Raw genomic sequence first — 23,216 nt, 5'->3', positions numbered from 1 at the left:
CAGGCCGGGTGGTCGGGCGCCAGGCCCGCGCCGGTGATGGCGACGAGGCGCCCGCCGTCGGCGAGGCGGGCGAGCGCCGAGACGATGTGGCGAAGCGCCGTATCCGCCATCGCCCGTTCGACATGGGCTGTGGCGGAGAACGGCGGGTTCATCAGGATCACGCTGGGGGTGACACCGGGATCGAGGTGATCGTCGATCTGGGCCGCATCGAAGCGGGTCACCGCGGTCCCGGGAAAGAAATGGGCGAGAAGGCCCGCCCGGGTCTCGGCCAACTCGTTGAGGGTGAGGGAGGCGCCGGCCAGTTCGGCGAGGACGGCGAGCAGGCCGGTGCCCGCCGAGGGTTCCAGGACATGGTCGGCTGGCATCACCGCCGCCGCGGCCAGCGCGGCGAGGCCGAGCGGCACCGGCGTCGAGAATTGCTGGAAGGCGACGGATTCCTCGGATCGCCGCGTCTGGGTGGGGAGCAGGCCGGCGATCTTCGTCAGGGGCGGCAGGAGGGTCGCCGGAGAGCCGGCTTTGCGGAACAGCGCCTTGCCGTATTTACGGAGAAACAGGACGGTGGCGGCCTCGCCGGCGTCATAGGCCGCCTTCCAGTTCCAGGCGCCGGCGGCATCGTCCGCGCCGAAGGCCGCGATCATGGCGGCACGGAGACGGTCGGCGTCGATGCGGCGGCCCTGTTCGAGATCGGGGAGGAGCAGGCGGGCAGCCTCGGCGACGCCGTCGGCGGCGCGAGGCGGAAGGATCTGGGCAAGGGTCATGGGGAGAATACTCGGGAGAGCGGGAGGGACGGACCGCGGCTCTCTCCATCCCCGCCGGTCCATCCCGGCCCGGCCTGCCTCTCCCTTTCGTGCCCCTTGAAACTAGTCGCAGCCCGAGTATGTGATGCCGTCGCTGTAACATAAGGATGTGGCATGACCGGGAGGCTTCGCCGCTCCGATTCAGCCTGCAGCGACGTTCCGAAGGTCGAAATTAATTGCAAAGGATAAGAGGAGGTAAGCCATGAATTTTCCGAGTAATTTGGTCGAGGCCCTAAAGAGGGCACTCGAGCAGCAAGGGTATGCAAATGACGAGCAGCATTTTAATTTAGGGAATGGAAGTTTCGGGAGCTATGCCTTCGAGCATCGAAAAAAAGAAATAATTGATGATTTGCGGTCTATCGGATATAAAAAAGAACTTGAAAGTTGTGGGAAATTTTATGATGCACACGGCGCTGTTTATTGGTTCTATGATCCAGAAATCATAGCATATGAAGATGCCGTGAAGAGAACGGACTATTGGGTCGATGAGAATATTGTTTTCGATAAATAATGTTTTTGATTAACCACGACGAATCTGTATTGAGGGATGGGGTATTGGCCGATGCTGATATCCTCAATGCACTTTCTGAGCAGTCGAGGGGACTCGTGAGAGGAAGAGTGTACTAGTCGACCATGACTGTCTCCTGAAGCGATACGCCCGGTACGAGGCCGGGCGTATCGGGCAAGGGATGAGGAAACTCAGGCGATTACCGCGAAGAGATCGACCTGGCGGTGGATCGGCTGGGCACGGCCCATCCACGGCTCCGGCCGGATGCAGCGGACCCAGTCGGCGAAGCTCGGGATGAAGCCCAGATCCTCGACGACATGCTGCTCGCCGATCAGGCGGACCGGCACGATGCGGCCAGTCGAGACGGTGATGGTCGTGCCGAAGAAGCGCTCCAGCATGAAGATGCCCTCGGCATGATGGCGGAGTGCCCGGTGCCGGAAATCCGCCGTGATGCTCTTCGACTCGTCGAACCACTGGTGCAGCGGCAGATAGTCTTCCACCGTGCCGCCCCATTTCTTCGCGGAGGACAGGGCGTGATGGTAGCAATGCGCCATGGCCGCCTCCTCAGAACTGGTGCTGATAGGTTTCGACGGCTTCGTAGCGCTCGTTGTAATCGAGCGAGACCGTTCCTTTGGCGACGTCGAAGGTGAACTCGCCATAGCCGCCTTCGTTGTTCTCCCAGCCGCAATGGGTCTGGTTGAGGAAGCCGTAGGCAAGATCCTCGACACATTCGTGCAGGGAAGCCTCGCGTTCCTCAGGTGTTTCAGTCCGCCAGTCGAGGACGGTGAGCCTGATCTTGATCCGGTTCAGATCGATGCCGTCGGGCCCGCGCACCTCGATGTCCTCGATCTGGCCGCTGTCGCCGTAGCCGTCGAAGGTGATGACGATGGTGGTGATGCCGGCGGCGGCAAGGGCATCGAAGACGATGTTCTTGTTCGTGGCCCGCAACGCGGCTTCGGCGGCGGTGCGGGCATTGTATCGGGCAAGCCAGTCGTCGGCGCCGGGATCCTGCGCGGGGTTTTGTTCGAGCGTGGTCATGGTGGGGTCCTGTCCATCTGGGGAAAGAGGGGCAGGGCGGCCGTGGCCGCCCTGCGACGGCGTCATTCCGCGGCCGTCGGCCGCTGCTCGCCGGTTTCGTCGTCAGCGGCTTCACCCTCGTCGGCGAGGAATGCAGGAAGTTCCGTGTCCGACCCGTCTTCCGGCGCGGCTTCGTCTTCGGCGCCGGCAAGGCGCAGCGGTTCCGGCAGCCAGCCGGTGCCGGCCAGCAGGCGTTCGGCTTCGCGCGCCATGTCCGCTTTCTTCAGATGGTCGATCAACTGGGCGGACTGCTCGCCCTTGGCCTCGCGCACCGCGTCCAGGATGCGGCGTTTCGAGACCCGGCCTAGGTAGTTGTCCACCGTGGGCACCCAACCGGCCTCGGCCATGTCGAGCCCGACCGCCCGCGCCAGCCGGTCGGCCTGGGCGAGACGGCGGGCGACCCCTTGCGCGGTGACGGAGCCGCCGTAGCGATCGGCCTTGGCGTAGAGCGCGTTCACGCCCCGCGAGAGGCAGTGTGCGAGCAACGCCAGCCGGCTGGCATCGTCGAGCGTGTCCAGCCGATCCCACAGGGCTTGGTCGTCGTCGATCGGCAGTTCCGTCTTCCAGGCCTCATGGCGCTCGTCGATGGACCTGGCGGCGGTGCTGTCCTTCAGGTCGCCGGACTGCACCGGCAGATAGACCTCGCGGACCGAGGCCTCCAGGCAGGCGGTATGTCCCCCGTAGCCGAAACTATCGACGGCCAACTTGTGCAGGAGGGCGGTCAGTGCCGCATGCGGACTGTTCGCCATGGCATCCTGCAGGGCCAGGGTGCGATGCGCGGTCAGTTCGACGACGAGCCGGTCGGGCAGGGGCTTGAGAGCGTCTTCCTCTTCCTCGTCCGGATCGGCGGGCACCCCGGCAACGGTGATGGCGGGGGCCTGCCGGATGTCTTCCGGCGCCGGCTCGCCGTCTTCGGCGGTCGGGGTGTCGGGCTCAAGTGGCTCCTCATCCTCCGGGCGGACATAGCCGCGATCGACGATCAGGCTGCCGTCGCCGGCGATGCTGATGAAGACCCCGGCGCGGGCGATTCCGTCGGGCGGGAAGACCGACGGCCGGTGGTCGAAGGCTTCGAGCACATCCTCCAGTTCGGCGAGGCGCTGGTCGGCCTCCTCGGGGAGTTCCTCGATGTCGGCATATTCCTCCGTCAGCCGGTCGTATTCGGCGAGGGCAGCGTCTTTCGCCTGTTGTTCCGCCTCGGTCAGGGCGGCAGATTCACCCTGGAGCCGGCGCAGGCCCCGCGTGTGGCCATAAGGGAACTCGGCGGCGGCCTCGACCCACTTCCAGCCCTCGGTGGCGACGGCATCAGCTTCCGCCTTCAGCTTCTCCGCGACCAGGCGTTCCAGCAGGGCGACATCCTGGAGCCAGCCGCCATCGTCGCCCTGGAACAGGTCGCGCAGCACGATGCCGCCGGCCTGCTCATAGGCTTCGATCCCGACGAAGCGGGCCCTGCGGTCGGATGCTCGCACGGCCTTCTCGGTCAGCAGGCGCCGGATCTGATAGGGCTCCTTCGACCAGGAGCGCTGGAGCGCCTCCCAGACCTGCTCCTGCCGCGCATGATCCGACGAGATGGTGAAAGCCATCAGCTGATCGAGGCTCATGCCGTCCTCGGCATAGACGTCGAGCAAGGCGGGCGAGACCGAGGCCAGCCGCAGGCGCTGGCGCACGACCGCTGCCGAGACGAAGAAGGCGGCGGCGATCTCCTCTTCCGTCCGGCCCTTCTCGCGCAGGGCCAGGAAAGCCCGGAACTGGTCGAGGGGGTGGAGTGGGGCGCGCTGGACATTCTCGGCCAGCGAATCCTCCTCCGCCGGGATGGCGTCTGCCCCGGCCTGGACGATGCAGGGCACCGGCGCCGTCTTCGACAGGCGCTTCTGCTTGACCAGCAGGGCGAGGGCCTGGTAGCGCCGGCCGCCCGCCGGCACCTCGAAGGTGCCAGTCTCGCGGCCTTCGGCATCGACCTGCTGCCGGACATTCAGGCTCTGCAGCAGCCCGCGCCGGGCGATGTCCTCGGCGAGATCCTCGATCGAAGCGCCGGCCCTTACCCGGCGGACGTTCGACTGGCTGAGTACCAGCTTGTTGAAGGGAATGTCACGCGAGGCGCTGAGGGTGATCTTTCGTGTCGCATTGCTCATCGGGATGTCTCCGCGACGGGCGGCCGGGAGCCTCTCTCTCGACCTTCAGCCCGTCGCGAAGACCGCGGCCCGCCTCTTCCTCCGGAGGCGGGCCGCGGAACCGGAAAACCGGATGTACGCAATTCCTGAAAGCCGGAAAACCGGCTCAGATCACGCTGTCGAGCAGCTTCTTCGCCCGCGCCTCGAGATCGAGGCGAGCGTCCTGATGGGGCTTGTCGCGCGCGATAGCGGTGATCCCTTGGACGAAGTCGAACACGCTCTCCGGCGGGCGGCCTTCCTCGGCTAGCACCGTCTCGATGATCTTCGCCGTCTCCGTCCGGCCGAAGCCGCGCTTGCGCAGGAAGTCAGCCCGGTCGTCGTCGGTGCGGGCGACGATCGCCGCCCGTGCCGCCCTGATACCGTTGACGAAGGGCGCCGGACTCGAGTCCGCGAAGCGGGTCAGGGCTGGCGCTGCCTCATGGGCGAAGCGCGAGGCGGCGTATTTCGAGTGGCGGATGGTGATCTCCTGGAAATCCTCGACGCCCCACAGGCAGCGGTTCTGGCACACGGCGCGGAGGAAGAAGCTGGCCATGCCCAGGGTCTTGGCGCCGACTTCCGAGTTCCAGGTATAGAATCCCCGGAAATACAGATCGGGCGAGCCATCGGGCAGCCGGCCGGCCTCGATGGGGTTGAGATCGTCGACCAGGAACAGGAACACGTCGCGATCTGAGGCATAGAGCGTCGTGGTGTCCCGGGTCACATCGACACGCGGGTTGTAGACACCGGTCGACCAGTCGAGCACGCCTGGCACCTTCCACCGTGTATCGCCGGTGCCGTTGCCGGCGATCCGCTGCACGGCGGAGACCAGTTCGTGGTCATAGATGCGGCCATAGTCGGGGCCGGTCACAGCCCGGAGTTCCATGCGTCCGTTATCGGTCTCCAGGGTCTTCACCTGCTCGGCCCGATGCGTGCTCAAGCCGTACTGTAGATTGATCCCGGCGAGGGCCGCCGGCAGTTGCCGGAGATAGGCGGCAGGCGCCCCGACCAGGCTCGCCAACTGACCAAAGCTCCAGTGGGTCGGCGTGACCGGTGCCGGCTTGCCCGGCAGGATCATGGACAGGCGTTCGGGATCCTCGCGGCTGGCCTCGACGCGGACGTCGGCGCTTTCCACCGTCCGTGTCCGGCTCCGCTCGGCGCGGGTCTGCACCGCCTCGAACAGGTCCGACAGGGACAGGAACCGCTCGTCGTCGGGCCGCGAGAACCATTCGGACGACACCCGGCCGATCCGCTGGCCGCGCGACGCATCTACCTTGTAACAGCCGGCGCTATACCGCCCGGCATCGAGGACTTCCACATTGGTCATGGGGTTTCTCCATGACGGGGCCGCCGGGAGCCTCTCTCTCGACACTCAGCCCGTCATGGCGGGACTGGCCTGGCTCTTACTTTTTCAGGCTCGGGGAGGATGACGACCGTCTGGCGGAATGTCTTGCCAGATGCCTGTGGCCATGAGAGGTGCCCCTTTTCAAAGGGCTAGGATGGCCAAAGGTGACGTCCACTGTGGTTAGGCCTGCTTCTGACTACGGCTTATAGTTGTTGTTGGGAAAGTACGCTTTGAGGCGGCGAGCGTGGCGTTACCATGCTTCCGCCGGGCTCGTTAGAAGGCGGTTGGGCGTTGGTACAAAAAAACCCTTAACGAAGTTCATGTATTGTTCTAAACTTTGCCGATGTCCAAAAATATCACTTCAAGCCAACTTTTGGGTGAGATCGGCGAAACGGCGGTCCGTTTGCGCTTCCTCAACATGGGTTTTCAGTTTGATGGACGCTCCCGACTGGAGGCGGGCGTCGATGGCATTGCGGAGGTGATGGACAAGGGAAAGCCGCTCGCCCGGATGATCGCGGTTCAGGTCAAGGCCACCGAGTCGTCTCGCTATTCGTCTGAGGACGACGCCGGTTTCAATTATTTAATTCGCCCTGATGATCTGGTTTATTGGCAGGGTGCAAATCTTCCGATCATTCTCGTCCTTTATCGCAAATCTGATGAGACATATTTCTGGAAGGAAATAGCAGTCGATCCTATGCGGGAGGATCGCAAACTTCACTTCAACAAGCAAACTGACGTTCTGGACGGGAACGCGATAGACCGGCTGGCCGCGCTGACCGTGCCTAAGAGTGGCTTCGGTTATTACGTTCCGCCGCTGGGTGGTGGTGAAGAGGCGCTGGTCAATATTCTGCCCGTAACTCTGCCCACTGAGATGTTCGTCGCGTCAACGCAGTATACGCCCAAGAAGGCGGCATCTATCTTGCTCGATGCAGACGAGCCTGCGCGTTTCGACTGGGTTATCCGGGGCGGCACATTCTGGTCTTTCGCCGATCCCCGGGAGAACGTATGCAAGCGCATCGTGGATCTCGACCAGGTTGAGGCGATTGACACGGCGGTCCTTGCTTTCCACGAAGATCAAGATGAGCATAACAACTTCGCTTATCTCTTGAGGAAGGCACTCGATTATCAGATTCGCAAAGACCTCGGTTGGAACAAGGACAAGAAGTTGTTCTATTTCCGTGCGATCGCTGAAAATACCTCCCGCACCTTTGCTTATGAGGCATCCAAGAAAAAGGCATCTACCGAAGTCGTGAACGTCGCCTTCAATAAATTAGACGAGTCGCGCGTGGAATTCGTCCGGCATCACGCATTTGTGCCGCGGTTCGAACGACTCTTTGATCAATGGTATTTAGTAATCAGCCCGACTTATTTTTTCACTACCAACGGTTTCGTGCCGCACTCATATCCGGGCGCACTTCTAGCGGGCAAAAAGCGGCTTGATAACAGTGCCTCCCTACGCGGGCAGGTCGTCATGTGGCATCGCTTCCTCACCCAGCCTGAGCGGGATGCGAACAATCTCTTCGCGGAGGTCTCCTCCGCGCCCCGCCTAAAATTTGGTGAGCCGCCCACCGTAGCTCTCGCCACGCGCGTGCCAGAGGACGTTTGGGGCTCGTCGAAGAAAACTGGACCCGAGCCTGATGAAGCGCAGGAGAGGCTGTTCGGATGAAATTCGAAACGAAGATATTCGAAGAACCGCATCTTGAATTCGGCGACAAGCACCATCATCCCGATCCGCGGTTGGGCTTGTTTGAAGCGGGGCCGCTGCAAACGCCTGTAGGAGATGTGGTGAAGGTCGCCGTGGTCGGCAGCTCGAAAACGATTGAGGATACTAAGGCCTTTTTCAAGGAGGCCATCACAGGTTTTCAGGGCAAGGGCGAGAAGCACCCCAATCTGCACCCTGACTTTCCTGGCCTCGGCAACAAGAATCCTTTCCGTTGCAAATTCGAGATTTCAGATGGCGCGATTGCTGCCATTACCCAGGCGAAGATCGACAAAATCAGGAAAGAGCCGCATCACAACAAGGCCGTCGAAATGGCCGTGGATGAGATTGTTCAGGAGCTTCGGACGCTGGATGAGAGTAGCCACCGGCCTCACGTTGCTATCGTGGCGCTGCCCGTTAGCTTGATTGAGCGCGTGTGGAACGCGAAGGTCGATGCCAAGGCTACTGTAGAAAAAGATGACAGCGGCGGATCGGACGCTCCCGATTTCCGTGGTATGCTTAAGGCCAAAGCCATGGACCTAAGCTTTCCCATCCAGATAGTGTGGGAAGACGTGTTCGACGAAACCGCCAGCATCCCGCGTAAGATCAAGGAGAGTCGAGCGAGGAAGATCCAAGGGCAGGCGGGCCGCACATGGAATCTGCTCACGACCCTCTACTATAAAGGCACGGGACGCATTCCATGGCGGAAGATGCAGCAGGATGGCGAGTTCACGGCCTGCTACATCGGCATCAGCTTTTACCGTGAAGTAGGCGGTCAGCAACTCTTCACTAGCGCTGCCCAGATGTTTGATGAAAGGGGGCGCGGGTTCATCCTAAAGGGAAAACGTGCCCAGACTGAGAGTCGTGGTCGTCATCCCTACATGACGCAAGATGATGCGCATCAATTGATCGCTGAAGTATTGGCAGCCTATAAAAATCACCACAAAAATTACCCTGCACGCGTGATTGTGCTGAAGACATCGCAATTTCGCGAAGAGGAGGCGGACGGCATTTTTGAAGCGCTGAATGAAGTTGGGGCAGAGCTACGCGATCTCGTTTGGGTGCAGGAGTCGTCGTCTGTGAAGGTTCTCAGGGACGGAAATTATCCGGTGATGAGAGGCACCTTTGTTGAGCTTGACGGTAAGGGGTTGCTCTACACAAACGGCAGCATGCCATATTACGGGACTTATCCTGGCCAGTACGATCCCAAGCCGCTTCTGTTATGTCCTTATGCGGGTAGCGACAGCACCATCGCGCAGATTGCGAAGGAAGTGTTGGCACTGACAAAGATCAACTGGAACTCTACCCAGATGAACCAGAAGCTGCCGATCCCTATCAGGGCGGCACGAGCCGTTGGCGAAGTATTAAAATATGTAACAAGCTCAAAAGTTAGCTCAGATTACGCGCGGTATATTTAAGTTCGTGATTTCCTGTTATAGAGACAGTCACTACAGCAAGGGGGGCAATGCCTCAATTCGGATGGGCAGCGGCGCAGTGGCAAGGGCATCGACCTGCTTTCAGATCCGCCCTTCTTCGCAATCTGTGCCTGTCAGACCGCTTTCTTGCCAATACCATCGTGCGATCCTGGCCAGAAGGAGAATGTCCGCTCGCAGACACCGGGCCATGAGATAACCTTTGAGCGTGCGCGGCGAACCCTCGCGGGTCAAACCCTTGTCAAGCGCAACAATTTCCTTCTATATTTGAAGGGCTTACGGGCAGACTTCCTGCTGCGCATCGCGGCAAATGATAGCAATGGTAGGTATGCTGCTTATCTTCAGGTTTCCTTGCGGTATTTCGGATTCCCGGTATATCGCCTACACTCGCTTAAGAGTGCCCGTAAGCATCTAACCTAGAGCGCAGGCTTTTGAGTTCGCTAGAGAAATTAAGGAAGGCGGAAGGCATTGCCGATCTGGCCAAGCTGCTTGGCTTTACGCCAAAAGGTGTCAGCTTCGTCCTCTACAAGATGGATGCGGCAAAGAAATATCGGAGCTTCGACATACCCAAGAAGTCTGGCGGGCTTCGAGCAATCCATGCACCCGAGCCGCAGCTCGCACTGTTGCAAAGCCGTTTAGCGGAACTGCTCTATGCTTGCGTCCATGAACGCAAGAAGGCTGATCCCCGGTTTTGGTTTCCGTCCCATGGTTTCCATCAGGGGCGCACCATTATCTCAAACGCAGAAGTGCATCGCCGACGCCGCTTCGTCTTCAATCTCGATCTGAGTGACTTTTTCGGCACGATTAATTTTGGGCGTGTGCGCGGCTTTTTTATCCACGATCAGATGTTCGTTCTGGAGCCGAAGGTCGCTACGATCATCGCCCAGATCGCTTGCCATGACAACGCGCTGCCGCAAGGGAGTCCGTGCTCACCCGTCATTTCCAACCTGATTGGCAATATTCTAGACTCGCGGCTTCTTGCTCTCGCGCGTGATGCGCACTGTACCTACACTCGCTATGCCGACGATCTTACCTTTTCGACCAATGAGAAGCTCTTCCCTACCGAAATTGCCGTGAACGTGCATGGCCCAGAATGGGAAGTTGGCGGTAAGCTCAAGAAAGTGATCGAAAAGACTGGTTTCTTCATCAACCCGGCAAAGACCCGTATGTCCTTGCGCCGCTCGCGGCAAGCCGTCACCGGGCTGGTTGTGAACGATAAAGTTAACATCAATCAGAATTACTACCGAGGTGCGCGGGCAATGTGCAATGCCCTCTTCCAGGCGGGATTTTATTTCAAACCCGGCGACGATTCTGGTGATGCCACGGATAACCTCAATCTTCTGGAAGGCACGCTTTCCCACATCTATTTCGTTAAGGCGCGGCGCGACCGGCATCCCAAGGTCAACAAGATTGCCAAAGCCGCGGGGGAATTTCATCCGCCGCGCGCACCGGAAGAATTGTACCGGAAATTTCTATTCTATAAGTATTTTGTCGCACCGAAGGCTCCGCTTATCGTGACGGAGGGCATGTCCGATATTATCTATCTTCAATGTGCGATCAGGGCATTGGTAAAGAAATTCGCGTTACTTGCGAAGGAAGAGGGCGGCAAGGTCATTCGCTTGGTCCATTTCCTGAAATCATCAGGCATATCGCGCGATATCCTAAATCTTGGCCATGGAGCCGCTGGGCAGGGAGCATTGATTTCTCAATACGAGAATGCATTCAAGAAATATCAGCACAAACCCATGGCCCATCCGGTCATCATCTTGTGCGACAACGATGACGGACTAGGATCTATAGTCAAGAGCGCGAAATCCAAGATCGGCAAAATAATTTCAACAAAAACGACTGATCCTTTCTACCATCTTGGGCTAAATCTTTATCTCGTGAAGGTTCCCGAAGGGGTGCCGCCAGCGGATAAGGCTATAGAATCCCTGTTTGATGCAGCGTTACTCAAGACAACATTGGATGGAAAGACCTTCAATCCGAAAAAGGAACATGAAGATCACACCGAATATGGCAAGATCATCTTTGCTGAAGCTGTTGTAAGGGCCAACGCTGGCGCTGTGAATTTTTCTGGATTTGAAGATTTGCTGACACGTATAGAGGGTGTAATAAATCATTACGCGGTTCTCCCTGCGGCTACGGCAGTGTCAGCGAGTGCGCCCGCAGTCTCCGTATCTGGCGGTGCAGTTACACCATAGGGACGAAAGCGGGAAGCTAATCTCAGTGCACAGAATAAATGCTTTGCAACTCGCCCCCGTACAGGCATGGCCGTAACAGCAGCAAATATTTGCTTTCCGCCCAGCAGGGTCTTGGACCTAATACCGATTTCATGAAGATTTGACCTGTTTAAGCCATGGCATGTTTGCGAGGGAGCGGATGCGGCCCGTCTCGGCGAGCAGGTTGTTCCAGGCCTCGCAACAGGCATCGATGATGGCGGTCATGTCCTTGAAGACGCGGTGGCTGAGGAAGCGCTCCTTGAGATAGAGCCAGACGCGCTCGATGCCGTTCAGTTCCAGGCTGTAGGGCGGCAGGTGCAGCGGCGTGATATTCTCGGGCCAGCGTAATCGGCGCGCCGTGTGCCATCCCGCCCGGTCGGGCACCTCGAACAACCAGCTTTCATTGATGCCGAGGTGAATTTTGCTGCTGGGGCGGCTTCGCGCCCTTGATCTGGTGGCCGAAGGGCGGTGCCCCCGGGGCGTTTGTCCCTTTCCCGGGCCCTTCAGGCCGCCGGCTGGTGCTCGGTCAGCCAGATGTAGCGCCTGACGTTGTAGGCGAGGTTGGCCAGGGCGATCTTCGTGGTGGCCCTGGCCATGCCGATGGTCCGGACCACGAGACCGAAGACCTGTTTCTGATGGGCGAAGACGCCCTCGACCGCCGAGCGCACCTTCGATCTTGCCCGGTTGGCCTTCTTCTGGGGCCCGCTCAGATCCTGGCCGGGCCGGCGACGGAAGTGGATCCTGGAACGCAGGCCCCGGGCGGAGAGGAACGCCTCATTGGCCTTGGTCCGGTAGGCGGTATCCGCCCAGACATCGCTCGCCGTGTTGCGGGCGATCACCGCCGGCAGTTGGGCCCCGTCATGGGCTGCGGCCGAGGTCACGGCGAAGCCCCGGATCAGCCGATGCGCCTTGTCGATGCCAATGTGGTTCTTGTAGCCGAACACCGGAATGGCGATCTCCACCTGGGCCTTGGTGCCATCTGCCTTGCCCTTCTTTGCCTTGGCGCGCTTCAGCGTCCAGCGGGCATCGCGGTCCTTCTGGGCCAGTTTGGCCGGTTTTGCCTGCCAGTCCTCCGGGATCCGCCCTTCCTTCAAGGCGGCCTTCTCTTCGTCGGTCTTGCGCTGGCGCGGCGCCGCGATGATCGAGGCATCGACGATCTGGCCCGACATGGCCAGATAGCCCTTGCCCTTCAGCCAGCCATCGAATTCGGCGAACAGGTCTTTAATCGCGCCGGCCCTGGTCAATTGCTCGCGGAACAGCCAGATCGTCTTGGCGTCGGGCACCGCATCCTCGAGCCCGAGACGCAGGAAGCGCATGAACGACAGCCGGTCCCGGATCTGGAATTCGGTGGCGTCGTCCGACAGCGTGTAGAGCGTCTGCAGGATCAGGATCTTGAACATCAGCACCGGGTCATAGGGCGGCCGTCCACCCTTCGAGCCGTCGGACCGCTTCAGCGCCGCCACCAGCCGAGGCCGGAAGATCTCGAAATCCACCAGGCTCGCCAGCTTCACCAGCGGATCGCCGGTCTCCGACAGCCGACGATACCGCTCATCCAGATCGAAGAACCCCGGCTGACCCATGACGCCCCTCCATGGAGAACACCGACCCATGGAATCATGAAACCGGTCACGTTGCAGCGGCTTTTAGAGGTGCCCGGTCGATGAGGAGAACGGCGTGCCTGTCTTCGGGAACGGCCAGGGCCAGTTCGTCGCGGAAGGCCTGCATGGCCTCGGTCGTCGCCACCGGCAGGACGAGGGCGACGCCGGTATCCCGGGCCGGGCAGACGGCACCGAAGATCCAGGCCGCCTTGTGGCGCATGTCGCGCGGCCCTCTTGGTCGTTGTCCCCGCTCGAACCATACCCGGCCGGTGCGGCCGACCTGGCCGACGCGGGCCTCGTCCTGGAACCAGATCTCGACCTTGCGGCCGGCGGCCTTGCGCCGGGCGACGCTCTTCACCCGGGCGCGGAGTTTTTTTGAACGCCTTCTGGGCGGCGGGGTCAGCCTCGGGATGCCGGGGCCGGGTCTTCTGCCAGGACAGGTTCAGGCTGCGCATCAGGCGGTGCGTGCCCGACACGCTGTAGCGCACGCCGGTGCGCTCCTCGATCAGACGGGCGATGTCGACCAGGTGCCAGGCCGGCCGGTCGCGGTCGCCCTGGCCCGCCGCAGCCTGCAGGATCACGGCCTTGATCGCCGCCAGTTCGCCTTCGCCGATCGACAGCGGGCGGCCCTCTCCCCAGCGATCGCGCAAGCCTTCGAGGCCGGCCTCGTTGTAGCGGGTGACCCAGTCCCGAAGCGCCTGGCGATCCATGCCGGCCAGACGGGCCGACAAGGCCCGGCTCATGCCGTCCAGCGCATTCGCGATCGCCAGCATTCGCCGTGCCACCCGTGGGTCTTTCTCGCGACGGGCAAAGCTCCGCAGTTCAGTCGCCGAAAGGTCGTCTCTAATCCGAAGGCCGCGCATGGCTTCTCCTTCTTCGCCATGCTTCCCTTGAATCAGAATTCGACCATCAGGGGAATCCCCTACGAGTCCGCACTTCATGGAACCGGTACTAGAGGCATCCGCACGAAGCGAAAGCAAATAACATCAAGAACTCGGAGATTCGACTAATAGAAATTCCTAAATTTCAGAATTTTATATTGTGAGAAAGATAGCCCGAAGTAAATAAATTGTGGGATGGGTGGTCCGTTGTAATCTTAATAACCTGATGTTTTTTATCGATTCTTTTGATCGACTTAACAAGCTCGTCTTCAGGGCCCGAACACACCAACGCCTGACCCACAGCCAGATCCGTCCCTGATACCCAGCCCCTCCCATCGACCAGTAACCTGTGCTCGGGCGTACACGTCAAACGCCCGTTTATTTCTATCACACAATCCACAGTCGATCTTGCCACAGCAAAAACCCTCGTTGTTATCACAAACCCGGACTGATTAATGGAAATCAACTCGTCGCCGATTTTAAAGTCCGAAGCTTGGCGCGGCCCATTTGGCGTATCGACCATGGTCTCAGGTAGAAAACATTGGCCGCCGCCCACAGCTGTTTGGGTCACACGTATTTTTATTCCAGCCTCTGCGTAGAAATGATTCAGATCGTTCGCGCATTTCTTTCTGAAAAAATCGAGATGACCATCAGAATTAGCAAATTCTGCTGCTGCTTCCAAATTTAACGGACCAAAATGTGATGGATTGCTTAGCCAAAATATAAAATAACTTTTCGCAATCGTAACAAGTGATTTTCTTATACTCCTTCTCCGTTGACTTTTAGCGAGAACAGAATAAGCACAGGCCAGATTGTAGGCTACATTACCACTGTCCCGACCCGCGAGGATGGTGCGAATTTCGCCAAATTGGTTCCGTTTGACATATTTCTCAAGTCGAGATATCCAGGTTTGGGGCCCTCCACTACTTGTTGCAGCCGAAAGCTCGGCGCGCAGCGTCGTAATTTCATGCACCCACCCATAGATCAAATTCGCGATTTCTTGGATCTTTTGAGGATTCCAGTTCAAATAAAACTGATCAGCCTCGAGGCCTGGTAGAAAAGAATCGTCAAACCGAATTGGCTGAAAAAATCCCGGCTCGTGATGAGCCCGTTCCTTTATCGCCGCCCACTCAACCGCCGGATATCCTTCGACATAGTTTTTTGAGACAAATACTATGCACCGCTTGCATTCCGATTTATAAATACTTGGTAGTATTTCTGTGAGCTTGGCGCCCATTGCCATCTCAGGGTGCTCAATATCATAGTAAACAGAAAGATTTAATTTCTTAAGCTCTTGATACAGCGCAGACGCTTCGTCTCTTTGGTACCCGGAGAACGAAAGTGCGACATCAAATTTTTTACCCATGATACCCCCCAACGTCGCTGGCTGCCCCCCACCCTCATCAGCGAATAGTCTGTTCGCAAAGCAGAGGAGGCCAAAATTTGTGCCGTAGCTCTGAACCACGGCAAACAGCAACCGCCAATTGGGGGGGCGGTGGAAATCCTGGAAGCTTTCAGCAAATCCATGAACCCCTGATTCAACAAACTCACAGCAAGGCGCCACAAATGGCCCAGAGTAGCTGAATGCCACATCCTCCCCTGGATGCGCTTCACTCTTGGCCACTATCTGCGGTATGGCAAGCCGGTTCCGCTGATTCGGGACACAAGCGAATTCGGGACACAAGCGAAACCGTAAATGGGCACACGATCATGGAGTGCCCCCCTAGAGTGAGACAGTGAAAGCGGGGACAGTTCTCCTTGAGAGGAGGATTGATGAGCAGCGAGGTGAGACGTTTCAGCCGGGAGTTCAAGCTCGCGGCCCTTGCGCGGATGGAGGCGGGCGAGAGTGTCAGCGCGCTGGCGCGGGAGCTCGGGGTGCGGCGGAAGTATCTCTAGCAGTGGCGTGAGCGGTTTCGCGCTGGTGGTGCGGTTGCGCTGCGCAGCCGGGGCCGCCCGACCAGGGCCGAGGCGCTGGCGCTGGCGGGTGCTGGCGATGTGGGGTCGCCGGTCTCGGCGGCGATGCCCGAAGCGGCGCCGGGCGATGAGCTGGGGAAGGCCCGTCGCCGGATTGCCGAGCTCGAGCGGACGATCGGCCGGCAGCAGGTCGAACTCGATTTTTTTCAGCGAGCCTTGCGGCAAGTCAGGGAAGCGCGCCAGCCCGGCGCCGGGCCTGGCGGGACGACGTCTACGCGGTCATCCAGGCGATGATGGCGGCTTCGTCGCAAGGCGAACTCTCGATCGAGAGGATGTGCCGGCTGGCCGGGGTCAGCCGGGCCGGCTACTACCGGCATTGGCAAGCCTCGGCCCCGCGCCGGGAGGAGACGGGGCTCAGGGATGCGCTCCAGCGCTTGTCGCTGGCCCATCGTCACTATGGCTACCGGCGGATCGCCGCCCTCCTGGGCCGGGAAGGCTGGGCCGCCAATCACAAGCGGGTCCTGCGTCTGATGCGGGAGGACAATCTGCTGTGCTTGCGCCGGCACCCGTTCGTGCCCAGGACGACGGACGCCCGGCACGGCTGGCGTGTCGTGCCCAATCTCGCTGGCGGGATGGAGCCGACGGCACCGGACCAGCTCTGGGTCGCCGACATCACCTATGTCCATCTGGCCGAGGCGTTCTGCTATCTGGCGATCGTGCTCGACGCCTTCAGCCGGCGCGTCGTCGGCTGGGCCCTGGAGGAGCATCTCGACGCCCGCCTGGCGATCGCGGCGCTCGACATGGCGATCGCTGCCCGCAAGCCCCGGCCGGGCAACCTCATTCATCACTCCGATCGTGGCGTCCAATATGCTTGCGGCGACTACAGCGCGCTTTTGCGGGCACACGAGATCCAGCCCAGCATGAGCCGGGTCGGCAACCCTTACGACAATGCCAAGGCAGAGAGCTTCATGAAGACCTTGAAGCAGGAGGAGGTCGTGGGCGGCGCCTATCGCGACACCGCCGACGCCCGTGCGCGCATCGGCGGCTTCATCGAGGAGGTCTACAATCGCCAGCGCCTGCATTCGGCGCTCGATTACCTGTCACCGGTCGAGTACGAAGAGGCATTGTCGAGATCGCCGGGGCCGATATCGGCCCCGGCGATCTCGATCATCCCGAACTGTCCCTGATTGTCTTGTCTCACCCAAAGGGTGCAGTCCAATCATGACGGGCTCCATCGGCATGGGCAAAACCCATTTACTTCGGAAAGTCTGCTATGCCCCCGCCGGCCAGGATCCCCGCGCCATCGTCAATGTCTTCGATGTCGCCGGCGATATTCCAATTGCGGGCGCCACCGAATGCATCTTTTCCGAGTCTTCGGGGTGGCGGAATAGCAGAACCGGCCGCTGGATGCGCTCTACCCGGTCGTGCTCTTTGACGCCCTACGGGTGAAGATCCAGGACGAAGGCACGGTGCGGAACAAGGCCATCTATGTCGCCCTGAACGTCCGGCCGGATGGCAGGAAGGAAGTCCGGGCGCTCTGGATCGAGCAGACCGAGGGCACCAAATTCTGGCTTCGGGTCATGAACGACCTGAAGAACCGGGGCGTCGAAGACGTGCTGATCGCGTTGGTCGATGGCCTGAAAGGCTTCCCCGATGCGATCATGGCGGCCTTCCCCAAGACCCAAATCCAGACCTGCGTTGCCCATCTGATCTGGAATTCGTTGGCTCTGATCTCCTACAAGGACCGGCGGCCGGTGGCCGCTGCCCTCAAGGAATCTACCAGGCAACCGGCGCCGATGCCTGCCAGGCAGCCCTCGACACCTTTGCATCGGGTCTCCGTGGCCGAAAGCAACCGGCGATCGCGATGTCCTGGCGCCAGCATTGGCAGGAGCTGATCCCCTTCTTCGCCTTCCCCGACGAGACCCGGCGGGTCATCTATACGACCAACGCGATCGAGGCTGCGAATTCCAAACTGCGTCGGGCGGTTCGAACCCGAGCCACTTCCCCAGTGACGAGGCCGCGCTGAAGCTGCTCTACCTAGCCCTAAACCGGGCCGAGAAAGATTGGAGGATACCCGCCAGAGAATGGAGTATGGCGAAGGCTCAGTTCGCCATACTCTTCGAGGATCGCTTCACGGCGATGTAATGTTAGGAATCCCATACGCAGAATCCAAGATACTTCCCGGCCGCAGCCTGCAGGATCACGGCCTTGATTGCCACGCGCCGATCGGACAGGAGCCGGCCATCTCCCCGGCGGTCGTGCAGGCCTTCCAAGCCGGCCTCGTTGTGGCGGATCACCCAATCCCGAAGGGCCTGGCGATCCATCCCGGCGAGGCGAGCCGACTGTACCCGGCTCATGCCGTCTAGCGCATTCGCGATTGCCAACATTCGCCGCGCCACCCGCGGGTCTTTCTCCAGACGGGCATACCCTCGCAGTTCTGACGCCGAGAGGTCGCCCCCGATCCGAAGGCCTCGCATGGCTCCTTCCATCATTGCCATGCTTCCGTTGGATCAGAATTCGCCCGCGAGGGAAATCCCCAACGAGTCAGCCATTCATGAAAGCGGTATAAGCGCAGCGAAAGGCGACTTGTTGCTTCTCAGCGTCTACCACGGGCCATGCTGCGAATTTCTGCTTTCTGGAGGCCAGCTTGGAGGCGCAAGCTGCTGGCTTGTGCTCAAAGGGTTACCTATCTGAGTGCGAGCAAAGTTGGGGGGGCAGCCAAAAATTGCTCAGGCAAGTCGCATGGCGTACTGGCGAAGGACGCCAGAAAACAAGATAAGCCCGTGACGCTCTAGCGTAATTAGGAAGTCGTCGGTCGAGGGGATGGTCTTGCGCAGATTCAGTTTCGCCCGTCCGATGCTGTCGAGGAGCGCCTCGGGGAGTATCGCGTGGAGATTTGCCAGGAAATTATCTGGCGAGACACAGGCGATGCCATGCGGATCAAGCGCCGGGGCCGGAAAGTCCTTGAGATTCCACGTAACGATCAGCGAGGCTTTTCCGGCAATAGCGGCGGCCAGGACGTGGCGGTCGTCAGGGTCGGGCAGGGAAAGGCTCGGGATCAGGGTGTGATAGCCGGCGACGCTCGCATCGGGTAGGGCGGCCTTCATTTTCTCGCGCGTGGCTTCAAAACGTGAAGCCGGCGTGCCTGGTGAATTGGCCGCCAGGTTGCGTATCCACTCTGCATGGATCTCGTCCGTCCAGCGCGCATCGACCAAGCCGTCGAAGGCGCACTGGATCAGGATATTGCGGAGATGGAAGGGGTAGAGGACGCAGGCATCATAGACCGCGACAGGCGGTTTAGAGGCCATGATTGACGATGAGATCCTCTGTGTCATCGGCCAAAGCATCGAGCGCCTTCTGGCGCGCGTCGAGCTGGGCCTTCAGCGCCAGGACATCCCTGAGCGAGGCGCGGCGGTGCTTCCCGACATAGCGGAATGGCAGGTCGCCGCGATCCATGCGCAGCACGACGAGCGGTCGAGAGATGCCGAGGATGGAGGACGCTTCTGTCGGGCTCAATTCCTGATCTTCCGCGATGACTGCGACACGTTCGCCGCTGAGCAAGTGGTCGATCAGCGTCTCCACGATACCGATCGCGGCCGCGGGCAACGTGAGGGTATGGTCTTGCCCGTCCGTGCGGCGGACATGCAATTCCATGCTGTCGCCTTCCGCCAGCCTGGGCAGCGGCGCGACTATCTTGCGGTCGCGGTCGGAAAGACCGGTAAATTTGACGACTTGGCTGGCCATAGCGGATTCTCCTGACTAACCAAAGTAAGTCAGCTTCGCCGCAACTGCAATAACTGAAACTTCGATGGCTGGGCTGCGATGGAGGCATTTCGGTTCGCCTTATTGTCCTGCCCAAGGAGGTCATCCGAGTGCCGCCGCCAGTCGCTCGGAAATCCGGGTGGCCGCCGCTTTGATCGGATCGTTCGCGAGGTGAGCATAGCGCGCCGTCGTCTGGACCTGAGTGTGGCCGAGCAGCTTGCCGATCATCGGCAGGCTTTCGCCGACTAGCAGGCCACCGGAGGCGAAGGTATGGCGCAGGTCGTGGATGCGAACATTATCGAGGTCGGCCGCCTTGCGAATGCGGCGCCAGGGCCGTTGCAGATCGGTCAGATGGGTATCCTTGAACTTGCCGACGACGACATAGGGGTTGCTATCGGCCTGAGGTAGCTTCTTCAGCAGTTCAATGGCGGCCTCGCCGAGGTGGACAGTCTTCGCGCCGGTCTTGCTGTCGGGCAGGTTGATCTGGTGCTCATCCAGGTCGACGTATTCCCATTTCAGGGTCTGGATCTCCCGCAGCCGGCATCCCGTCAGCAGCAGGAGACGGAAGGCGGCGATGGCATAGCTGCTTTCCGAACCATCGGTCTCGAACTGCGTCAGAACGTCTCCGAGGCGTTTCATCTCCTTGGCGGAAAGGAAGCGCTCGCGCTTGTGTTCGGGGTAGCGCTCGATGTCCTCGCAGGGATTGGTGTGCTTATCGCGGATACCCCAGGTCTCCGACAGATTCATCATCTTGGACAGGACGCCGAGGGTGCGATTTGCCTGATAAGGGATATGAGCGTGAGCGCCATGAAGCTCGGATACATCGGCCGGGCTGACGGCGCGGGCACGCTGGTTTCCGAAGAAGGGGTTGATGAAGAGCTCGACAGCCCGCTTGTACTCCGCCTGGGTCGTTGGTTTGCAACGGGTGGCGACATGCTCCTTCAGGAACCGCTCGCCCAACTCCTTGACGGTCGCGGACTGGCGCTCCCTGTCTCTGATGGCAGCCGGATCACCATCGCTGCCCCGTACATTACCGAGCATCCGGATTGCTTCCTTGCGAGCAATTTCCACCGTCACAGGCCCGAACTGGCCGATCATCACCCGTCGGGTGCGGCCGTGCCGTCGGTACTGGATGAGGAAAAAGCATTTGCCGCTCGGCATGACGCGGATGCCAAAGCCGGGCAGTTCGCTGTCGAAGACGATGTAGTCTTTGTCTAGTGCATCGAGCTTGTCGATGACGCGCTTGGTGAGTTTTTCCTTGGACATGCCGCGTTCCCATTTCCGGTGAACGACGATCTCGACCCGATCCCGTGGAAGCGTGGTGGAAGCGCCAGGAAGGAAATCGCAGCGAAGATCGTCTCGGAAAAGGGTGCGTTTTCAGGTCTAAAAAGACAAGCCGGAGCAAAGGCTTATCGGGCTCTGGAGGATGCGCGGCGGGGGTGGCGTATGAACGGAAAAAGGGGTGGAACCTATCTCATAACCTGAAGGCCGTCAGTTCAAATCTGGCCCCCGCAACCAAAAATCAGCCCGCAAGGTCATTGACCTCGCGGGCTTTTTTGATGTTCCTGCAATCTCTCTGACCTGAGTGGCCTGACCCCCGCAGGTCACGATCGCTACAGCCGGCGCTGGATCCTGCGCATCACCGGTGACATGGCCGGTTATCGCGGCCGCATCGCCATCCACGAACTGCTGACGGTCGACGAGCCCTTGCGCCGCACCGTGGTCGCCAAGGCGACGGCGGGCGAGATCGAGGCCATCGCCATCAATCACATCTTGGGGGCGCGTCGCGCCCTATCAGGGGCGTGATGCGAGGTTCCACGAGGGCCCAGACACCGCTCTCGTTCCAGCGGCGGAAGCGCACATAGACGGAATTCCATTTGCCATATCTCGAGTCCATGTCGCGCCAGGCGCACTGGCGCTTCAGGACATCCAGCATGCCGTTGAGATACAGCCTGTTGTCGAGCGCGGGCCGCGCGCGCCGCCCGCGCTCCGGTGGCAGGAGCGGCGCGATGATTTCCCATTGATCGTCGCTCAGGTCATTGCTGGACATCGTTGTGCCTCGCCTGACAACTGTAATTGATGGAATTACATATTGCGCAGCAACGTGCCGACCAATCCTCGCCCGCGGGCGATACCCGCGGCGATACTGGCGGGCGATGAGAATGACTATATAAATTATTAAAGTTGTTTGTAGTGCCAGAATGCCGAAAAATCCGAGGCCAGAACAATTCCTGCGTGCCCGTTCGTCGCGGCAATGGCTTCGCGCCTGCGGCAAATTTCAGCCGTGACCCTATTTAATGATGATGAATTACGTGTATGCGAAGCCCATGCGGAAAGCCAGATTCGCGCGGGAAGATGGAAGGAGGGCTGTTCGGACAATTATTTTGTCAACAAAAATTCCCCCATGGCAGTCTATTCACCATGAATTAGAAATCTGAGCCAGGGGGATATCATGCCGGTCGCGCCAGTGCTCCAGCAATCCATCGGCATGATTCAGGATTACAATCAAACACTGATACCGCCGATCGCAAGTTCGGTCGCCAACTGCTTCGTCGCCGTTCAGCGGGCGCTGCCCGAGGGTCTGCAAACCGAACTGATGACGATCAGTGACCAGAACCGGCTGATGTGGTTCAGGCCGGACGAGAAATCGGGCTCGGGCTGGCGGCATGACACGATCTATGTGAGCGGCGCGCCGCGGGCGGACATCAGCAGGGTGATCGCCTTCTACCAGGCCGACCAGCTCTATGCCTTCGCGGGATATGCGAATCCCGGTTCGGGCTCTTCCCGGTTCATGGGGATGACCCTTTCCCAGACCAAGGGCTGGATCGCCGTCAACTATGGCGCCAATGCCGAGAACGCGCTGAGCAAGCTGGCTCAGCCGGCGATGTTCGCCGACAGCGATGGTACAAACTACATCTATGGGGTGGCGGAAGCCTTCCAGCCGACCCCGCTGTTCTCGATCGTCGGCCTTTATGCCGGAAAATTCGCCGTCCAGTTCACGGAACCCGGCATCCCCGGCGTTTCCTACAAGCTGCTGCCGGGTACGGAGGTGGGGGCCTTCGTCATCCTGACCCTGGACGGGGGCAAGGCCACATTTCGCGGTGCCAGGCTCAACCCATCGACCGGCGTCATCAGGCTCGACGGCACGTCCTTCTCCGTGGACCTCGGTCTTGGACCGCTCGCCGCGGAGAATGTTCTGCCGGCCCCCCGGGGGGCGGCGGATCGCCCGACCTTTCTCCTGCTGGCATCCGATCAGAATCTCTATGTGGTCGCCGGCGACGGGCTCGGCACGTCCGGGCCGCCGGTGGTGACCCGGCTGACCGGCGGATCCGGCCAGCCGGGGAGAGTCCTCTCGATGACGGCCGGGGTTCAGGCCACCGGCGTCTTCTCGGTCTTTGCCATCGAAGCGCAGGCCAACATGGTCTGGGCGCTGGCGCCCCTCGAAGGCGGCGGCGACCAGTGGACGCCGCTGGGCAATCAGGGCAATGCGATCGCGGCGCCGGTATCGATGGCGGCGGGCCTCGAGGTCTTCATCTATAATCTCGACACGCGACTGATCAGGCTTGTCCAGGCCCCCGATACCGGCTCGTGGTTCACCTACCCGATCGCGACCCCCGCGCTCTCCACCGATCCGCTGGCGGATGGGAGTTCATATACTTACTCGTTCACGGTGGCCGACGGGGCGACCAAGGCCGCGCTCGGCAGCCAGTGGCCTGCTGCCGGTTCCGTGGACACCATCTTAAGCTAGTTCGGCCATCCGTTCGAACTCCGCCGGACTGACGTAGCCGATCGTCGAGTGCCGGCGTTTCGGGTTGTAGAAGCGTTCGATGTAGTCG

At 60.3% G+C, this 23,216-nt stretch carries 21 protein-coding genes and 4 pseudogenes; 9 read left to right on the top strand and 16 right to left on the bottom strand.

From position 1 onward, the window contains the following. Positions 1-758 (bottom strand): annotated as a pseudogene (locus WAZ62_RS15360) (methylase); the annotation flags it as partial. A gap of 241 nt (positions 759-999) precedes the next feature. On the opposite strand from WAZ62_RS15360, the gene WAZ62_RS15355 reads away from it, so the two are divergent. Beyond that, positions 1,000-1,308 carry a hypothetical protein gene (locus tag WAZ62_RS15355; protein WP_422644408.1) on the top strand — a complete coding sequence of 103 codons (309 nt, stop codon included), beginning with the start codon at positions 1,000-1,002 and terminating at the stop codon, positions 1,306-1,308. Between the two features lie 188 nt (positions 1,309-1,496). On the opposite strand, the gene WAZ62_RS15350 is transcribed toward WAZ62_RS15355, so the two are convergent. The 4 genes from WAZ62_RS15350 to WAZ62_RS15335 all read right to left on the bottom strand — a co-directional run bounded on the left by WAZ62_RS15350 (position 1,497) and on the right by WAZ62_RS15335 (position 5,853). Beyond that, entirely contained in the window at positions 1,497-1,859 is a 363-nt protein-coding gene (locus WAZ62_RS15350; RefSeq protein WP_422644407.1) for a DUF6915 family protein, read from the bottom strand. Between the two features lie 10 nt (positions 1,860-1,869). Beyond that, positions 1,870-2,343: a DUF6878 family protein gene (locus WAZ62_RS15345; RefSeq protein ID WP_422644406.1), complete on the bottom strand. Its 474-nt coding sequence runs from the start codon at positions 2,341-2,343 to the stop codon at positions 1,870-1,872. A 62-nt stretch (positions 2,344-2,405) separates the two neighbouring features. Continuing rightward, positions 2,406-4,511: a ParB N-terminal domain-containing protein gene (locus WAZ62_RS15340; protein ID WP_422644405.1), complete on the bottom strand. Its 2,106-nt coding sequence runs from the start codon at positions 4,509-4,511 to the stop codon at positions 2,406-2,408. Between the two features lie 145 nt (positions 4,512-4,656). Then, positions 4,657-5,853 carry a DUF932 domain-containing protein gene (locus tag WAZ62_RS15335; protein WP_422644404.1) on the bottom strand — a complete coding sequence of 399 codons (1,197 nt, stop codon included), beginning with the start codon at positions 5,851-5,853 and terminating at the stop codon, positions 4,657-4,659. Between the two features lie 361 nt (positions 5,854-6,214). On the opposite strand from WAZ62_RS15335, the gene WAZ62_RS15330 reads away from it, so the two are divergent. The 3 genes from WAZ62_RS15330 (at position 6,215) to WAZ62_RS15320 (ending at position 11,207) form a co-directional block, all read left to right on the top strand. Further along, positions 6,215-7,537: a DUF4365 domain-containing protein gene (locus tag WAZ62_RS15330; protein ID WP_422644403.1), complete on the top strand. Its 1,323-nt coding sequence runs from the start codon at positions 6,215-6,217 to the stop codon at positions 7,535-7,537. After that, the gene (locus WAZ62_RS15325; protein ID WP_422644402.1) at positions 7,534-8,988 is read left to right on the top strand and encodes an argonaute/piwi family protein; all 1,455 of its coding nucleotides are present in this window, start codon (positions 7,534-7,536) and stop codon (positions 8,986-8,988) included. The genes WAZ62_RS15330 and WAZ62_RS15325 overlap by 4 nt, the downstream gene beginning before the upstream one ends. A 446-nt stretch (positions 8,989-9,434) precedes the next feature. After that, positions 9,435-11,207, top strand: a complete 1,773-nt coding sequence (locus tag WAZ62_RS15320) for a retron Ec67 family RNA-directed DNA polymerase/endonuclease (RefSeq protein WP_422644401.1) — start codon at positions 9,435-9,437, stop codon at positions 11,205-11,207. 129 nt (positions 11,208-11,336) lie between these two features. On the opposite strand, the gene WAZ62_RS15315 is transcribed toward WAZ62_RS15320, so the two are convergent. The 5 genes and pseudogenes from WAZ62_RS15315 to WAZ62_RS15295 all read right to left on the bottom strand — a co-directional run bounded on the left by WAZ62_RS15315 (position 11,337) and on the right by WAZ62_RS15295 (position 15,328). Then, on the bottom strand, positions 11,337-11,609 hold the full coding sequence (locus tag WAZ62_RS15315; RefSeq protein ID WP_422644410.1) for a transposase: 273 nt from the start codon (positions 11,607-11,609) through the stop codon (positions 11,337-11,339). A gap of 119 nt (positions 11,610-11,728) precedes the next feature. After that, complete coding sequence (locus tag WAZ62_RS15310) at positions 11,729-12,805, bottom strand: IS5 family transposase (protein ID WP_422644400.1); 1,077 nt, start codon at positions 12,803-12,805, stop codon at positions 11,729-11,731. 46 nt (positions 12,806-12,851) lie between these two features. Then, positions 12,852-13,181, bottom strand: coding sequence for a transposase (locus WAZ62_RS15305; protein WP_422644399.1), 330 nt, complete (start codon positions 13,179-13,181; stop codon positions 12,852-12,854). Positions 13,182-13,251: 70 nt separating this feature from the next. Continuing rightward, a pseudogene (locus WAZ62_RS15300) lies at positions 13,252-13,566 on the bottom strand (helix-turn-helix domain-containing protein); the annotation flags it as partial. A gap of 283 nt (positions 13,567-13,849) precedes the next feature. Next, positions 13,850-15,328 (bottom strand): TIR domain-containing protein, encoded by a 1,479-nt coding sequence (locus WAZ62_RS15295; RefSeq protein ID WP_422644398.1) that lies wholly within the window; start codon positions 15,326-15,328, stop codon positions 13,850-13,852. 149 nt (positions 15,329-15,477) lie between these two features. Here WAZ62_RS15295 and WAZ62_RS15290 point away from each other — a divergent pair, with 149 nt between their 5' ends. From WAZ62_RS15290 to WAZ62_RS15280, 3 genes and pseudogenes are all read left to right on the top strand, one after another. Continuing rightward, positions 15,478-15,600, top strand: coding sequence for a transposase (locus WAZ62_RS15290; protein WP_422644397.1), 123 nt, complete (start codon positions 15,478-15,480; stop codon positions 15,598-15,600). Between the two features lie 308 nt (positions 15,601-15,908). Then, on the top strand, positions 15,909-16,805 hold the full coding sequence (locus tag WAZ62_RS15285; RefSeq protein WP_422644396.1) for an IS3 family transposase: 897 nt from the start codon (positions 15,909-15,911) through the stop codon (positions 16,803-16,805). A gap of 204 nt (positions 16,806-17,009) precedes the next feature. Beyond that, positions 17,010-17,763 (top strand): annotated as a pseudogene (locus WAZ62_RS15280) (IS256 family transposase); the annotation flags it as partial. 80 nt (positions 17,764-17,843) lie between these two features. On the opposite strand, the pseudogene WAZ62_RS15275 reads toward WAZ62_RS15280, so the two are convergent. From WAZ62_RS15275 to WAZ62_RS15260, 4 genes and pseudogenes are all read right to left on the bottom strand, one after another. Then, positions 17,844-18,107, bottom strand: a pseudogene (locus WAZ62_RS15275) (helix-turn-helix domain-containing protein); the annotation flags it as partial. A gap of 240 nt (positions 18,108-18,347) precedes the next feature. After that, positions 18,348-18,926: a PIN domain-containing protein gene (locus WAZ62_RS15270; RefSeq protein ID WP_422644395.1), complete on the bottom strand. Its 579-nt coding sequence runs from the start codon at positions 18,924-18,926 to the stop codon at positions 18,348-18,350. After that, entirely contained in the window at positions 18,916-19,362 is a 447-nt protein-coding gene (locus tag WAZ62_RS15265) for a DNA-binding protein (protein WP_422644394.1), read from the bottom strand. Before WAZ62_RS15265 ends, WAZ62_RS15270 begins: the two co-directional genes overlap by 11 nt. 120 nt (positions 19,363-19,482) lie before the next feature. Further along, positions 19,483-20,646, bottom strand: a complete 1,164-nt coding sequence (locus tag WAZ62_RS15260) for a tyrosine-type recombinase/integrase (RefSeq protein ID WP_422644393.1) — start codon at positions 20,644-20,646, stop codon at positions 19,483-19,485. Between the two features lie 384 nt (positions 20,647-21,030). Between WAZ62_RS15260 and WAZ62_RS15255 the strand changes: the two genes are divergently transcribed. After that, a complete protein-coding gene (locus tag WAZ62_RS15255; RefSeq protein WP_422644392.1) occupies positions 21,031-21,186 on the top strand; it encodes a hypothetical protein in 156 nt (51 codons plus the stop codon). On the opposite strand, the gene WAZ62_RS15250 is transcribed toward WAZ62_RS15255, so the two are convergent. Beyond that, positions 21,143-21,430 carry a transposase gene (locus WAZ62_RS15250; protein WP_422644391.1) on the bottom strand — a complete coding sequence of 96 codons (288 nt, stop codon included), beginning with the start codon at positions 21,428-21,430 and terminating at the stop codon, positions 21,143-21,145. The two genes, WAZ62_RS15255 and WAZ62_RS15250, sit on opposite strands and share 44 nt — an antisense overlap. A 402-nt stretch (positions 21,431-21,832) precedes the next feature. Between WAZ62_RS15250 and WAZ62_RS15245 the strand changes: the two genes are divergently transcribed. Beyond that, a complete protein-coding gene (locus WAZ62_RS15245) occupies positions 21,833-23,128 on the top strand; it encodes a hypothetical protein (RefSeq protein ID WP_422644390.1) in 1,296 nt (431 codons plus the stop codon). On the opposite strand, the gene WAZ62_RS15240 is transcribed toward WAZ62_RS15245, so the two are convergent. Then, on the bottom strand, positions 23,120-23,216 hold a 97-nt coding region (locus WAZ62_RS15240; RefSeq protein WP_422644409.1), incomplete at its 5' end, for an IS3 family transposase. The genes WAZ62_RS15245 and WAZ62_RS15240 overlap by 9 nt on opposite strands.

Origin of the sequence: Zavarzinia sp. (assembly GCF_049306435.1) — a bacterium.
Taxonomy (GTDB): Bacteria; Pseudomonadota; Alphaproteobacteria; order Zavarziniales; family Zavarziniaceae; genus Zavarzinia.
This window is presented reverse-complemented; position numbering and strand designations above follow the sequence as displayed.

Excerpts from the sequence above, each read along its gene's own strand:
- WAZ62_RS15355 (WP_422644408.1), top strand. The coding sequence starts at position 1,000 with ATGAATTTTCCGAGTAATTTGGTCGAGGCCCTAAAGAGGGCACTCGAG.
- WAZ62_RS15350 (WP_422644407.1), bottom strand. The coding sequence starts at position 1,859 with ATGGCGCATTGCTACCATCACGCCCTGTCCTCCGCGAAGAAATGGGGC.
- WAZ62_RS15345 (WP_422644406.1), bottom strand. The coding sequence starts at position 2,343 with ATGACCACGCTCGAACAAAACCCCGCGCAGGATCCCGGCGCCGACGAC.
- WAZ62_RS15340 (WP_422644405.1), bottom strand. The coding sequence starts at position 4,511 with ATGAGCAATGCGACACGAAAGATCACCCTCAGCGCCTCGCGTGACATT.
- WAZ62_RS15335 (WP_422644404.1), bottom strand. The coding sequence starts at position 5,853 with ATGACCAATGTGGAAGTCCTCGATGCCGGGCGGTATAGCGCCGGCTGT.
- WAZ62_RS15330 (WP_422644403.1), top strand. The coding sequence starts at position 6,215 with ATGTCCAAAAATATCACTTCAAGCCAACTTTTGGGTGAGATCGGCGAA.
- WAZ62_RS15325 (WP_422644402.1), top strand. The coding sequence starts at position 7,534 with ATGAAATTCGAAACGAAGATATTCGAAGAACCGCATCTTGAATTCGGC.
- WAZ62_RS15310 (WP_422644400.1), bottom strand. The coding sequence starts at position 12,805 with ATGGGTCAGCCGGGGTTCTTCGATCTGGATGAGCGGTATCGTCGGCTG.
- WAZ62_RS15290 (WP_422644397.1), top strand. The coding sequence starts at position 15,478 with ATGAGCAGCGAGGTGAGACGTTTCAGCCGGGAGTTCAAGCTCGCGGCC.
- WAZ62_RS15285 (WP_422644396.1), top strand. The coding sequence starts at position 15,909 with ATGATGGCGGCTTCGTCGCAAGGCGAACTCTCGATCGAGAGGATGTGC.
- WAZ62_RS15270 (WP_422644395.1), bottom strand. The coding sequence starts at position 18,926 with ATGGCCTCTAAACCGCCTGTCGCGGTCTATGATGCCTGCGTCCTCTAC.
- WAZ62_RS15265 (WP_422644394.1), bottom strand. The coding sequence starts at position 19,362 with ATGGCCAGCCAAGTCGTCAAATTTACCGGTCTTTCCGACCGCGACCGC.
- WAZ62_RS15260 (WP_422644393.1), bottom strand. The coding sequence starts at position 20,646 with ATGTCCAAGGAAAAACTCACCAAGCGCGTCATCGACAAGCTCGATGCA.
- WAZ62_RS15255 (WP_422644392.1), top strand. The coding sequence starts at position 21,031 with ATGGCCGGTTATCGCGGCCGCATCGCCATCCACGAACTGCTGACGGTC.
- WAZ62_RS15250 (WP_422644391.1), bottom strand. The coding sequence starts at position 21,430 with ATGTCCAGCAATGACCTGAGCGACGATCAATGGGAAATCATCGCGCCG.
- WAZ62_RS15245 (WP_422644390.1), top strand. The coding sequence starts at position 21,833 with ATGCCGGTCGCGCCAGTGCTCCAGCAATCCATCGGCATGATTCAGGAT.